Consider the following 13957-nt stretch of genomic DNA (forward strand, 5'->3'; position numbering starts at 1 on the left):
CGCCATGCCGCGCACACGCCGCCCTGGGTACCTGTACGTCGCCGTGCTGATGACGTCGCTGCTGATCTCGGCAATGGGGCTCACCGCGCTGAGCGTTGCGGCGCTGCGGCTGCGTTGCTCGACCGCCTCCACCGACTGGACCGCGGCCGCCGCGCTCGCCCAGTCGGCGATCGAAGACGCCGTGCTAAAGGTCTCACTCGACAACGCCTGGCGCACCAAGAACACCCACAACGTGCCCTCCACGGCGGTCTCGCTTGCCGCCGGCGCCTACTCCTGGAAGCTGCTGGACGACGACGGCAACCTGGCCGACGACGACCGCGACAGCGTCCGCGTAGTCGGCATCGGCCGCGTCGGCGAGGCGGTGGTCGCCGAGAGCGTGCGGCTGATCCCCACCGGCAATCCCCTCTCCTGCCTCGAAACCGCCCTGCATTGCAATAACAGCGTGTCGCTGGGGCTCCTGGTACAGCTCACCACCGACCAGACCGTCAGCACCAACGGCAGCCTCGCCGCGACGGCCCTGCTATGCAAGGTGACCGGAAACGCCGAGGCCTCCGGCGCGATCAGCGGCACCGTTACCGGCACGAAGACTTCGGGGGCGCCCACGCGTCTGATGCCCGGCAGCAGCGCGCTGGACTACTACCTCGACAACGGCGCCTGGATCGAGATCGGCGCCCTGCCGCTGGTCATTGGCGCGCGGACGATCCAAAAGGTCGTTATCAGCCCCACGCTCAACCCCTACGGCTCCGGCGGCAACCCCGAGGGGATCTACGTGATCGACTGCGGCGGCGCGCAAGTCAAGATCAAAGACTGCCGGATCATCGGCACGCTGGTGCTGCTCAACCCCGCGGCCAACTCCTGCCTAGAAGGGAGCATCCACTGGGACACGGCCGTCGGAAACTACCCGGCGCTGTTGGTCACCGGCGACATCGAGCTGCGGACCGGCACGGCCGAGCTCAGCGAAACCCTCCAGGGGGTAAACTACAACCCGGTCGGCGCGCCTTACGAAGGGGTCGCAGACACCGACAAGTCGGACGCGTACACCTCGGAGATCAGCGGGCTGGTCTACGTCTCGGGCCGCCTCAGTGCGCCGTCGGACCTGCTCGAGAGCCGTATCCGGGGCGTGACCGTGTGCAACGCCCTAACCATGGACTCCAGCAGCCGGTTCAACTACCGCCCGCTGCTGCACGACTACCCCGCGCCGGGCTTCGCCCACGGCAACCCGATGCAGGTCTCCCCCGGCAGCCGCCGGCGCGAGTCGCTCTCGCCGTAGCCGCGTGGCCTTTTTGCACCACGGCGTGGCGGCCACGCTACCTCGGCCCGCCGCGACGCCCCCCGCCCGCCGCCGCTGGGCGCCCGGCCGCACGCGCGTAAGTCTTTTCCAGAGAACGCCTTGGCGTCTCACCCGCCGGGCGCCCACGCCCCGGCGGCGCCCGGCTTGCTTCTGCTTGCGACGAGTCCCCCCTCGTCGTCGCCAGGAGAACGCCCGTGCCGTTGCCGCTCCGCAACCTGCTGCTGTGCCTGCTCTGCCTCGCGGTGAGCCCCTGCCCCGCCGCGTCGCCTTGGTCGCAGCTGGCGGCCGGCGAGCCGCTGGCCGCCTACACCACCGACGGCCGCGTGCTGCGGGGCGACCTCGACCCACGCTCGACCGACGCGGTGCTCTGCCTCTCGGTCGACGCCGCGGGGGTCACCATTAGCAGCGCCACCCCGGCGGCGCTGGTCGCGCGTGTTGAGCAGGCCTCCCCCGTGGCGTTGCCCCCGGTCTGGCACGGCGGCGTCGGCCCGGAGTTGCTGCCGTTCCACCCCGACCGTTCGACCTGGGGCGACGCGGTCGTCCGCTCGTTGGAGGTGCTCGCCGCCCCCGGCAGTTGGGACGCCGATCCGCAGATCGACGGCCTGCGGCTGTGGGTCCGCCCCCGGGGCGCCGACGGCGGCTACACCAACGTGGCCGGGTCGCTGCGCTGCGAGCTGCGTGTCGAGTCGGGCGACCCGCGGACCCACCAACGCGGGTTCGCGGTCACCGAGCGCTGGCGCCGCGAGCTAACCCTCGACGACTACGGCCCCGAGGGCGCCGTGGTCGAGCTCCCCTACAGCCGCCTGCGGCCAGAACAGCGCAGCGAGTTCCCACGGCTGGGGGTGCTCAGTGTGCGGATGGTCGTGCCGGGAGAAGGGGTGATCGACGCCCTTGTCACCGACGTGCCGCTCGCGGCCCCGTCGTTCAACCGCGACCGCAACCAGCTACTCACCGGGCAGCGCTACTTCCCGGGCGAGGCGCACTAGAGGGTCGGTTCGGGGGGCGCCGATTCCAGGGGCGCCGGCTCGGGGAGGCCCAGCGCCTCTTCCGCACCCCCATCGATCGGCGGGCAGCGACGCATCGGCTCCCGGATCACGGGGTGTCCGGCCCACCAGTGGGGCGTGGTCGACGCGTCGCGCAGCCGCGGCTCCCACGGACGCTCCGCCTTATCCAACTCGGCTGTCAGCAGCGGCGTGTGCGACCGGGCTACCTCGATCGACTCGGACGGCGGCGGGCAGACGCCGCAGCCCACGATCCGCGGCAAGATCGCCACGATCACCTCGTTCCGCTCGCGGTCGACGGTGCGGCGCTGGAACAAGTGGCCCACGCCCCACAGGTCGCCCAGGAACATCAGCTTGCTCTGGCGTTCGAAGTCCTTCTCCTGGATCAGCCCGCCGATGACGATGCCCCGCCCGTTGGGGAGCAGGACAGAGGTCTCCAGCTCGGTGGTTTCTTCTTCGGGCAGCGTGGTGGTGGGGTTGATGTCGCCGCTGGAGACCTTGGGCTGCACCTGCATCAGCACCTGACCGTCGGCGGTGATGTGGGGCGTCACCAGCAGCACCACCCCCAGCTCGAGAAACTGGACGTCCTGCAGCGTGCTGGTCTGCGTGGTGGTGGTGACAAAGTAGCCCAGCCGGCGGCCGATCTGGATGCGGGACTGCTGCCCGTTGACCACCGACACCTTGGGCGAGGCCAGCGTCTTGGCGTCGTTGGTGGACGTGAGGCAATCGATCAGCCCGTTGAAGTCGCTGCCGTCGATCGTGAACACCATGCCGGGCCCGCCGTCGGTGGCGAACCCCTTCTCCCACAACTGCAGCTTGAACCCGCTGAGCTGGGCGATCGCGTCGAAGTTCACGCCGTGCGCCTTGTCCTTGCTCAGCTTCACCTGCAGGATGCGCGCCTCGATCATCACCTGCTGCGGCATCTGGTCTGCCTGCGCGATGTACTCCGCGGCCCGATCCAGAAACGGCGGCAGGTCTTCAATCACCACCTGCTCGGCGGTCTTGCGGCGGTCCTTGGAGTCGATCTCGCGGATGAACACCTTGCCGACCGGCGAGAGCAGCCCCGCCACCACCGTCTCCACGTCCGCCGCGGCGGTGTAGTTCAGCGTAAACACACGCACCTCGCGCCCCTGGAAGAAGGGGCTCGAGGTAGAATCTTTCGAGACCGAGGTGACGTAAATCACGTCGTTGCGACGCGTCCAAGTGCAGTCGGCCACCGCCAACAACGCGTCGAGCGCGTTCTCCAGCGTGGTGGGCTGCAGCGTCACGGTGACCGGCTGCGTCAGGTCGCTGCTGGCAACGATGCTCAGCCCCTGCTGCTGCGCCAGCAGCGAGAGCACCGTGTGCAGCGGCGCGTCGCGCACCGCGATGGTCACGGCGCCGTTGACCACCTCCACGGTCCCCTGCAACTCGCCGGCCGGCGCCAGCGGCAGCAGCATCCGCCCCGGGCCCAGCGGCAACGCCTGGTCGGCGCCCGCAGCAGGCGCCGGCAGCGCTTCGGCGGTTGGTGGCGCGCCTGCCGGCAACGCGTCTGTCGGCAACGCGTCAGGCGGCGACGGCCCGCCCGGCAGCGCCGGGAACGGCGGCGCAAAGGGGTCGGGAGACGTGTCGATGTCTAGCTCCGGCCCCGCCGGGGCGGCGCCTTCTTGCCAATCGGCTGCCTGCCGAACCTCGCCCGCGACCAGCCGCGGCCGGCTCGGGCCGCCCCCCCAGGGGTCAACCGCCGGGCGGCCTCCCCAACCATCGGCCGAGTCACTGCAAGCGGGCGCCGCTTGCGGCCGAAGCGGAATCAGCCGCGCGACCCCCAAGCAGTACCCAGCCGACAGCGCGCAGACCACCCCAACCAGCAGCAAGCTGGGTCGCGAGCGCGGCGTCCTTCGACGCGCGACACCCTGTTCGGAGCGGTTAACAATGGGCATTACGTTTCAGGCAGTCGCGGTCAGGAGGTGTTCACTAGCAAAGCTAGCGACCGCACTGACCGCGCAGGAGTTTCCGGCTGTTCGGTCTGTATCGGTTATCCAACACAACGAACTCTTGCGGCGTGCCGCGACCTCGCCGAAATCAACCAGCGGCACGGGCGCTCCGATGCTGGCAGGCAGCGCTGCGGGCGCCCTTGCCCGGACAGCTTAGCGGCGATTGAAAAGCCGCCCGACCGACCGGCTCGAGGCCGAGCACACGCGGCCCGATTGTTCCGGCCTTCTGCCTCGCAAATAGCCACTCCTTGGGGGATAATCAACAAGCAATCGACCTCTCCCTGGGGGGGCCGAGCGGGGGGTGCTGCGCGCGTGCATCGGGGCACGCGCGGCGCGTGGCGGGGCGCGGGGTTTTGTCCAGGAGGTGTCCGATGGGTGGGGGGATGTGTCCGCTGGACGGAGGTTTGGTCCCGCTCGGCGGGGGGCGCCGGGGGGAGACATCGACGTAAGTCGTTGCGGCGCGGGGCGCGGGTAGGGGTTTTGTCCGAAAATCGTCCCCCACCAAGACGCCAAACAGCGGACAAAAGGACAAAACTCCAAAGCTCAACCGGCGCCGGCCGCCTCGACCTTGGCGCGCACCGTGCGGCGGTCGAGGCCCAGCGCCGCGGCGGTTTGCTCGTAGCTGCCGGTGCGGGCGTAGTGGGCGGCCGCGTACTGGCTCAACAGTTGGGCAGCGGTCAGCTCGCCGCGGTGGGCCCGGTCGAGCCAGGCGGGCCGGTCTGGCTCGGGCGCCGCACGCGGCGCGGGGGGGGCGTAGGCCTTGCGGATTAGCACGCTGCGGACGCACTGTTCGAGCTCGCGGATGTTGCCGGGCCAGGGGTAGTCGGGGGGCAGGTTGGCGTCGGCCCACGCCTGGACCTCGTCGGCTAGGCCGTCGGCCTCGTCCCCCGCGGCCCGCTGGGCGATGTGCCGTACCAGCTCGCCGAACGACTCGGGTCGGTCGGCGAGGTGGTCGCGGAGCGAGGGGGCTTCGATCCTGTCGGAGCAGAGTCGGTAGTAGAAGTCCGTGCGGAACGAGCCGTGGGCCATCTGCGCCGCGAGGTCGCGGTTGGTGGCGGCGATGATCCGCCCCTCGAACACGCGGGGCCGCGGGTCCCCCAGCCGGTTGAAGGTGCGGTCTTGCAACACACGCAGCAGCTTGACCTGGATCTGTTCGTCCAGCTCGCCCACCTCGTCCAGGAACACGGCGCCGTGCCCGGGACAGGCCTCGAACCAACCGACGCGGTCCGCGGTGGCGCCGGTGAACGCGCCGCGGCAGTGGCCGAACAGCTCCGACTCGATCAGCGTCGGCGACATCGCCGAGAGGTTCAGCGGCAGGAACGCCTGGGCGCCGTCGCCGGTGAAGCACTCGCGCTCAGGGCTGAACGCGATGTACTGCGACAAGCCAATCGCCCGTGCGACCAACTCCTTTCCCGCGCCGGTGGGCCCGGTGACCAGGGTCGCCAGGTCGCGCATCCGTGCGTACAGGCTGCGGCGGTAGCGACGCATGTCGTGCGTGAAGATGGAGAGCCACACGTTGGCGCGGAGCTGGGCGGCGGGGCGGGACTCGCCGAGCAGGTGGTCGTAGATCGCAAAGAACGCGCGACGGATCTGGAACAGGCACGCAAACAGATGGGCAGGAGAAAGCATGTCCGGCAGCCGCGACCCCACGGGGCCAAAGAAGTGGTCGTAGTCGCGGGCGAAGTCCCGCCACAACGCGCCGGCCGCCCCCTGCGTGGGGCGCGCCACCTTGGCGAGCCGGGTGTCGGAGACGGGCACCATGTGGCGGTAGTACAAGCAGTACGCGGCGGCGTCGACGTACCAGCCGAGCACGTCGGGGGCCAACCGGTCGCCCCCCGCGTGCGCGGCGCGGAGCCGCTCAACGACCTGCTCGGCCCGCTCGGCGAGCTGCTTAACGTTCACGCGCTCGCCGGCGGCCGCCCCGCCGCGTCGGCTCCACGCGAACTGGTCCTGCGGCTGGTAGAGGTCGCCAAGGGCTTCGGCCTCCAGGGCGATCCGCTCCGGCGTGAACGGATTGGAGTACGCCAGCCGGGACAGGGCGGCCAAGAACGCGCGGTCAGCGGCAGAGAGGTTCATGCACCAAATGTACACCGCAGGCGCATAATGTGTCGATCGAGTCGTCCTGGCTGTTTGTCCGGCGCTGCTCGCATTCCCGTAACCCATTCCCCGACAAGCACTTACCTCTTTCGCAAAACGCTGGCGCCGGGCTTGCTTTGGAGTGCGTCGCCTACCGCCACGGGCGTCCGTGGCGAGCGGAGGGCGCCACTGCATTCCCGGGGGAAGTCGAGCCATGTCCAGTCCGCATTCTTTCGGCCCAGAAGGGGCCAGCTTCGAGACGTTCGAGATGCCGCCGACGCCAGAACCGACACCGACGCCTTCGGCCCCTCCCGGCGACCCGCCGCGGGCGAGCTTCCTAGAGATGGTGCTCGACCCCCGCAGCCTAGCCGCGTTGATGGCGGCCGGAGCGGGGCTGCTAACGCTGGGGCTGATCGCTTGGTTGTGGTCGCAAGGGGTGTTCGACGATGCAGAGGTAGTGGCTTGGTGCCTGGGGACAGCCAACCTGACGCTGATCGCCGCCGGCGTTGCTACCGCAAGCCGTTCGCGGTTCGCCACGGCAGGCCGCGCGCTGACGCTATTGGGCTGCGTGGTGATGCCGCTGAACCTGTGGTTCTACGACGCGCAGGGGCTGGTGACGTTGGCCGGCGGGGGCAACCTGTGGGTCGCGGCGCTCGCCTGCTGCGTGGTGTACGCCGTGTGCGCGTGGCTGCTACGCGACCCGTGGCTGGTGTACGCCTCGGTGGGGGGCGTGGCGATGACCGGGATGTTGTTCCTGGCCGACGCAGACATCGCCCGCTTCTGGGAGATCGTGGCGCCCTCAACGCTGCTGGTGGTGCTGGGCGCGGTATGCATCCACGCAGAACGACTCTTCCCCGCGGCGCCGGGGCCCTACTCGCGCGAGCGGTTTGGGACAGCCTTCTTCCGCGCGGGCCACATCGTGATGGCGAGTGGGTTGGTGGTGCTGTTGACCGGTTGCGTCACCGGCTGGGCGTACGACTCGTACTTTGTGGGTTGGGACTTCGCGCGGCCCGATGTCGCCAGCGTCGCCCAGGCGCGGCTGGCCGCGTTGGCGCTGGTGGTGCTCGGCGCCTACAGCTACGGCTACTCGCAGGTCGTAGCGCCGCGTGGCCGAGCATTCGCCAAGGCGGCGGTTCTGATGCTGCTGTGGGGCGAGGTGCTGCTGCTGGACTGGATGGGCCTGCCGATACTTGGCGAAGAGCAGGTTGCGTTGTTGTCCCTGCTGCTGCTTGTGCTGGCGATCGTCTGCCGCGTGCTCAAGCGCGGCGCGACCACGATAGCCGAAGTGGCGCCGGTCGCCACGGCGCCGCTGCTGATCGCCGCCACGGGGCTGGCCGTCTCCAGCAGCGATCCCAACCACGGGCTGCTGGTGGCGGCGGGCGCTTCGCTCGCCGTAGCGAGCGGCTTGGCGGGCGCGGCTTCTGGCCGGCGGGCGCCCGTTGCGATGGCCGCACTGGCCGCCTGCATGGCGACCTGGCAGTCGCTGTGCTGGCTCGGCATGACCACCTACGCCCCGCTGTTGGCGGCGTCGCTGGTCGGCGCCGCGGTGCTGGCTGCACGCGGCATGGGAGTGATGTCGCGTGGCGGCGAGGTCGCCGAGCGCGGCGCCGATTGGGCCGGGGGCGCGTTGCTGATGCTGGCCGGCGTGGGGGGCGTGCTGTTGGCGCTGGGGCGGCTGTTGGTCGGCGAGACGCAGTGGGACCTCGCCGGGCTGATGGCGGCGCAGGGGGCCATCGCTGGCGCCTCGGTGCTCGCGGCGCGTCAGCCGAGCCTGCGGCGCGTGCTGGGTTCGCTCGCCGCGGTGCAAGTCGTTACCGCGGCGCTGGTGGCCAACAGCCTGTCGCTGCTGGACGGCTGGCAGCGTGCAGAACTGTTGATCACGGCGTCGGGGTTGGCGTTGGTTGGTTCTGCGCTGGTCGGATGGCGACGCGAACGCTCGGGCGCGCACGATCCTTGGGTCGACGTCTGCTTCGCGGTCGGAAGTCTGCTGGCGTCGCTTGCGCCGGTCGCTGGGCTGCTAGACGTCCGGTTCTTCGGAGACGCGTTCTGGGCCTGGAGGATGCTGCACGAAACGGGCGTATTGGCGGTGGGCCTGGGCCTGCTGGCGGCCGGCGTGCTGAGCCGGGTGCGGTCTACAACGTTCGCGGGCGCCGGGATGCTGGCGGTGTATGTCGTGAGCCTCGTCGGTTTGATCCATGTGCCCGAAGAGCTGCAATCGACCGCCGTGTACTTGATGGTCGGCGGAGGCGCGTTCTTCGCGTCGGCGGTGCTGCTGAGCGTCTACCGCGACCGGCTGCTTTCGCTCCCGCAACGGATGAAGGAGGGAGAAGGGGTCTATCGCGTGCTGAAGTGGCGTTAGTGTCCGTGCGTGCGGCTGCCAGCGGTCCGTCGGCGACTCTCCCCGGGGTCGCCGGCGGGCCAGGCGGCTCGCCGGCCACCCAGTGTCCGGTGCGTAACGCGGGCCTGCCCGCAACGGTGCGACGGGGAAAACGCCCAGCGGGACAGCGTCGTGCGTCAACTGGAGATTGCCGGCCCACACGGCACGCCTTTTGCGGCGTAGTTCTGGCAGGGCGCCGACATATAGGAGGTTTGTCCAAGATGGCGTATATGCAAGTTCGTGATGTTTTGGCGCACGTGACCAAGCTCCGTCGCCGGGTGCGGAACAAGGCCCGGCGGTTTCAGGCGACCGCTTCGGACGACATCATCGGGTCGCTGCTCGAGAGGCTTGAAGAGCACGACCGGTCGATGCACGGGTTCCAGGCCGAGCTGGAGCGCAACTCGCCCAAGGCAGTGCTCGAGACCTGGATCCAGTTCCCAGACACCAAGCCGATCGAGAACGAGATCAGCGACCTGGGGCGGAAGGCTGAGGCAGACGACGCAGAGCAATTCATCGAGAAGCTCCTCGACCTCGACCAGCGTCTGCTGTCGCTCTACCACACCGCAGCCGAACAAACGCACGCTCCCAGCGTGCAGGAGTTCTTCCGCAAACTGGTAGACATGGAATCGCAGAAGGCCCGGGCCAACAGTTGGAACGTCGCCCAGACGCAAGACGCTCGCCACCTGTAGCCGCCGGCGGGAGATCACGCGACGGGCGGGCTGCTATACTGGGGGGCTTCCTAGCCCCACCCGCCGGAGCAGTGAGCGATGCAGTTCGTCTCAGGTTTAAGTGTGCTTGGTCTGTTAGTTTTCTTCGCGTCGACAGGCAGCGCGGACTCCAGGCCGCCGAACGTGATTGTTGTATTCGTTGACGACATGGGTTACGCGGATGTCGGGCTGCAAGGGACAACCCCGGACGTCCGCACCCCGCACATCGATCGGCTGGGCGCCGGCGGCGTGCATTGCACGGCCGGATACATCACCGCGCCGCAGTGCAGCCCGTCTCGCGCGGGGCTGATCACGGGGCGCTACCAGCAACGCTTTGGCATGGACAGCATCGCCGACTGCCCGCTGCCCCTGGAAGAAACCACACTCTCCGATCGACTCTCGCGGGCCGGCTACACGTGCGGGATGGTGGGCAAGTGGCACCTCTCCCCCCACGCCGGCAGCCTGGCCTGGGCACGCACCCACGCACGGATCAACGACCGCGGCCAGGCGGCGCTATCGCAGTCGCAGGTGCTCGACTACTACCCGCACAAGCGGGGGTTTCAACAGTACTTCGTGGGCGAACGCAACCGCTATTACGCCAACTATTCCATCGGCGACAAACCGGCCAACGACGAGGCCGCGTGGACCGACGAGCCCGGCTATCGCATCGACATCCAGACCGAAGCCGCTCTGGAGTTCATCCGCAAGAACAAGGACAATCCGTTCTTCTTAGACCTCAACTACTTTGCCCCCCACGTGCCGCTGGCGGCGCCCCAGGAGTACCTCGACCGCTTCCCTGGCCCGATGCCCGAGCGCCGTCGCTACGCCCTGGCGATGATCTCCGCCGTCGACGACGGCGTGGGAAGGCTGCTCGACCTGCTGGACGAGAGCGGCACCGCCGACGACACGCTGATCTTCTTCACCAGCGACAACGGCGCGCCCCTTGCGCTCACCCAGCCAGACAAACGCCCCATCGATAGCTTCGACGCGTCGTGGGACGGATCGCTTAACGATCCTTGGATCGGCGAGAAGGGGATGCTCTCCGAAGGGGGGATCCGCGTCCCCTTCCTCGTGCGCTGGCCGGCGCAGCTCCCGGCCGGCAGGGTGTACCCAGAGCCTGTCAGCTCGCTCGACATCGCCGCGACCGCCCTCGCCGCGGCGGGCGCCGAGGATCGCTCCGGTCTGGACGGCGTCGACATCTGTTCCTTTCTAGCCGGCGACACCGCTGGGCCGCCGCACGACTACCTGTTCTGGCGGTTCTGGTCGCAGGCGGCGGTCCGGTCCGGCAAGTGGAAGTACCTGACCGCGGGCGACGGCGCACGCGCGTTCCTGTTTGACCTCACGTCCGACGAACACGAGTGCCAAAATCTCCTCGAAGAGAACCCGCAGACGGCAGCGCGGCTTCGAAGGGCGCTCGAGGGCTGGGCGTCGGAGCTCCGCCCGGCCGGCATCCCTTCCGGGCCGATGAACCCCCAAGAGCAAGCCTGGTACTCTCACTATTTCCCAACGGCGCCGGAGTAAGAGCCAAGAATAGCAAAGGCGCGGCCTGATTTAGGACTTTGAGCGTTCCGCCTCTGGCCACAAGGTTGGCAGCCACACAGAATTAGATTCAGCCTAACAGGCGTTGGCGTCCCCCAATCTCTTGGGCTGATGGCTGAACTCCTCTCGTGAATCAACGAATTGCAACGAATGAACTCTGTGAGCCTGCTGCTGACGACGAGTTGCCTTTTCGCCGGCCTCCATGCCGCGGGCGGCGCTCAGGCGGGCGCTCAGGCCGCCGATTGGCGAGTCGAGGGGCTGCGGTGCGACTTCTCTGTCGACCCGCTCGGCGTTGACTCTTCGCACCCACGGCTCTCCTGGCGACTGCAGAGCTCCCTGCGGGCGCAACGGCAGTCTGCCTGGCGCGTGCTGGTTGCTACCAGCCGCGATCGGTTAGACGAAGAACAGGGTGACTTATGGGATTCGGGCAAGCAGGCCTCCGAGGAATCGCTCCACCACCCCTACGACGGCGCCCCGCTTTGCTCATCTCAGCAGGTCTTCTGGAAGGTGCGGGCCTGGGACCAAGACGACCGGCCTAGCCCTTGGAGCCAATCGGCGACCTGGACGATGGGGGTCCTCGACGCAGACGAATGGCGTGGTGAATGGATCGTGGCGCCGTGGCAGACTGAGTCCCTGCTCGTACGCAACGATTTCGAAGTCGACAAGGACCTCAAGCGGGCCATCGTCCACGTTTGTGGACTGGGGCATTTCGAGATGACCCTCAACGGCGTCAAGTCGGGGAAGGGCCTCTTAGCGCCGGGTTGGACCAAGTACAACAAGACCTGTCTCTACGAAACGCACGACGTGACGGCGTTGCTCCGCCAAGGGAAGAACGCGATCGGCGTCGCCCTTGGAGATGGGATGCACCACACCGAGCGGCGCAACCGCTTCAGCAAGTTTCAGAACACTTTTGGGCCGCAGCGGCTGATTGCGCAGATCGAGCTTGAGTACGCGGACGGCCGACGCGAGATTGTGGCTACGGACGCATCGTGGCGGGTCGACCCCGGGCCGACGACGTACAACGACATCTTTGGGGGCGAGGACTTCGACGCTCGGCGGGTTGAGCCTGGCTGGGACACTGCTGGGTTCGACGAATCCCACTGGGCCAACGCCGTCCCGCTGGTCCGACCCAGCGGAGAGCTTCGGGGAAGCTCACTCTCTGCGCTTCCGATCACCGCGATCGAAACAAAGCCGCCCGTCGCAGTCAAACGCCTCAGCCCGACGCGCGACGTCGTCGACTTCGGGCAGAACACGTCGTACATGCCACGGATCAGGGTCACAGGAAAGGCCGGGGGCGTAGTGCGGCTGACACACGCCGAGGTCGTGCACGACGACGGCACGATCAACCGCGACACCTGTGGTGGCAACCGCGGCCCAGCGTACTGGCAGTACACGAAGGCGACCGATGATGAAGAAACGTGGTTTCCGCGGTTCTTTTACGCCGGCTGCCGGTACCTGCAGGTCGACAAGAGCCCCGCAGAGCCCGGAGACGAGCCGCCGGAGCTGGCAGGGATAGAAGGGGTCGTGGTGCATTCAACCGCCGAGCCGATCGGCGAGTTCGCTTGCTCGAACGAGCTGCTTGACCGCATCCGCACGCTGGTCCGCTGGGCGCAACGATCGAACATGGTCTCGGTGCTCACCGATTGCCCGCACCGCGAGAAGCTCGGCTGGCTGGAGCAGTACCACCTGAACGGCCCGGGTGTGCGTTACGAGTTCGACGCCTCGCGCATCTTCGTCAAGTCGATGCGCGACATGGCCGACTGCCAGCTTGAATCTGGGCTGGTTCCCAACATCGCCCCAGAGTACGTCGAGTTCCCCGGGACCTTCCGCGCCGCTGCGGAGTGGGGTTCGGCGGTGATCCTGGTTCCGTGGCAGCACTACCAGGCGACGGGGGACGAACGTCTGCTGCGGGAGTATTACGGCGTCATGCAGCGGTACCTTGCCTACCTTGGCTCCAAAGCCTCCGGGCACATTGTGGAGGAAGGCTTGGGGGATTGGTACGACATGACCGAGGGGGAGCGCCCGGGGGTTTCAAAGCTCACGCCGCCCCCCTTTACGGCAACGGCGTTCTACTACCTCGACGCCAAGACAATGGCTCAGATCGCGCAACTCCTGGGCAACCACGCGGACGCCGCCACATTTAGCGAGGTGGCCGAGGAGATCCGTTCGGCGTGGCTCGCCAAGTTCCGCACGACTGAGGGGGGCTACGGGACCGGCTCGCAATGCTCCAACGCCATTGCGTTGGTGATGGGGTTGGCGCTTCCCGACGACCGCGGGTCGATCTTAGAGGCGCTGGTGCGCGACGTACGCGCACACGGCAACGCCCCGACCGCGGGGGATGTCGGCTTCCGCTACGTGTTGCAAGCGTTGGCGCAGAACGGACGGTCCGACGTGATCTACGACATGGTCAACCAGCAAGATCGCCCGGGGTATGGTTATCAGCTCAAGCAAGGCGCCACCGCACTGACCGAGGGGTGGGACGCCAACACCCAGGCTTCGCACAATCATTTCATGCTCGGCCACATCACGGAGTGGTTCTACAAGGACCTGGTCGGCATCGGGTGCGACCCAGCCGGCCCGGGCTACAAGCGGATCTACATCAAACCCAGCCCGGTGGGGGATCTAAAGTGGGCCGAAGCGACGCACCATTGCGTCCGCGGACCGATCCACGTGCGCTGGCAGCGCGACGCGGAGCGACTCGTCCTGGAAGTGGATGTGCCGGCCAACACGACGGCTACTGTTTTCGTGCCCGCTGATTCGGCCGAATCCGTTCTCGAATCGGGCACGCCGGCGAGCAGCAGCCACGGGGTAACGTTGGTTCGGATCGAAGGAGACCGGGTGTTATTTGAGGTAGGTTCTGGCAGCTATCACTTCGAAGTCGCACGGGGGCGCTAGAACCAGATTAGCTACTGTTGCCGTCCACCGTTCGCAACCGACATTCGAGAGTCGCAGCGGAGCCGGCTTCCAGCACTCCCTTCGCACTAGTCTGCCCG

8 protein-coding genes are annotated in these 13957 nt (G+C 68.0%); 6 read left to right on the forward strand and 2 right to left on the reverse strand.

Features of this window, described 5'->3' with window-relative positions:
* The first annotated feature begins 4 nt into the window (after nt 1-4).
* Nucleotides 5-1270 (forward strand): hypothetical protein, encoded by a 1266-nt coding sequence (locus Pla175_RS18710; protein ID WP_145288787.1) that lies wholly within the window; start codon nt 5-7, stop codon nt 1268-1270.
* A 215-nt stretch (nt 1271-1485) separates the two neighbouring features.
* Nucleotides 1486-2277: a hypothetical protein gene (locus tag Pla175_RS18715; protein ID WP_145288790.1), complete on the forward strand. Its 792-nt coding sequence runs from the start codon at nt 1486-1488 to the stop codon at nt 2275-2277.
* On the opposite strand, the gene Pla175_RS18720 is transcribed toward Pla175_RS18715, so the two are convergent.
* Complete coding sequence (locus Pla175_RS18720; protein WP_145288793.1) at nt 2274-4145, reverse strand: hypothetical protein; 1872 nt, start codon at nt 4143-4145, stop codon at nt 2274-2276. The genes Pla175_RS18715 and Pla175_RS18720 overlap by 4 nt on opposite strands.
* A 663-nt stretch (nt 4146-4808) precedes the next feature.
* Nucleotides 4809-6341 (reverse strand): sigma-54-dependent transcriptional regulator, encoded by a 1533-nt coding sequence (locus Pla175_RS18725; protein WP_197526977.1) that lies wholly within the window; start codon nt 6339-6341, stop codon nt 4809-4811.
* Nucleotides 6342-6555: 214 nt separating this feature from the next.
* On the opposite strand from Pla175_RS18725, the gene Pla175_RS18730 reads away from it, so the two are divergent.
* The 4 genes from Pla175_RS18730 (at nt 6556) to Pla175_RS18745 (ending at nt 13859) form a co-directional block, all read left to right on the forward strand.
* The gene (locus tag Pla175_RS18730; RefSeq protein ID WP_145288801.1) at nt 6556-8700 is read left to right on the forward strand and encodes a hypothetical protein; all 2145 of its coding nucleotides are present in this window, start codon (nt 6556-6558) and stop codon (nt 8698-8700) included.
* A 248-nt stretch (nt 8701-8948) separates the two neighbouring features.
* Nucleotides 8949-9407 carry a hypothetical protein gene (locus Pla175_RS18735; protein WP_145288805.1) on the forward strand — a complete coding sequence of 153 codons (459 nt, stop codon included), beginning with the start codon at nt 8949-8951 and terminating at the stop codon, nt 9405-9407.
* Between the two features lie 162 nt (nt 9408-9569).
* Nucleotides 9570-10946 carry a sulfatase-like hydrolase/transferase gene (locus Pla175_RS18740; RefSeq protein WP_197526978.1) on the forward strand — a complete coding sequence of 459 codons (1377 nt, stop codon included), beginning with the start codon at nt 9570-9572 and terminating at the stop codon, nt 10944-10946.
* A gap of 168 nt (nt 10947-11114) precedes the next feature.
* Nucleotides 11115-13859, forward strand: a complete 2745-nt coding sequence (locus Pla175_RS18745; protein WP_145288811.1) for a family 78 glycoside hydrolase catalytic domain — start codon at nt 11115-11117, stop codon at nt 13857-13859.
* Nucleotides 13860-13957: the final 98 nt, after the last annotated feature.

Source organism: Pirellulimonas nuda (assembly GCF_007750855.1).
In the GTDB taxonomy this organism is placed as follows: Bacteria; Planctomycetota; Planctomycetia; order Pirellulales; family Lacipirellulaceae; genus Pirellulimonas; species Pirellulimonas nuda.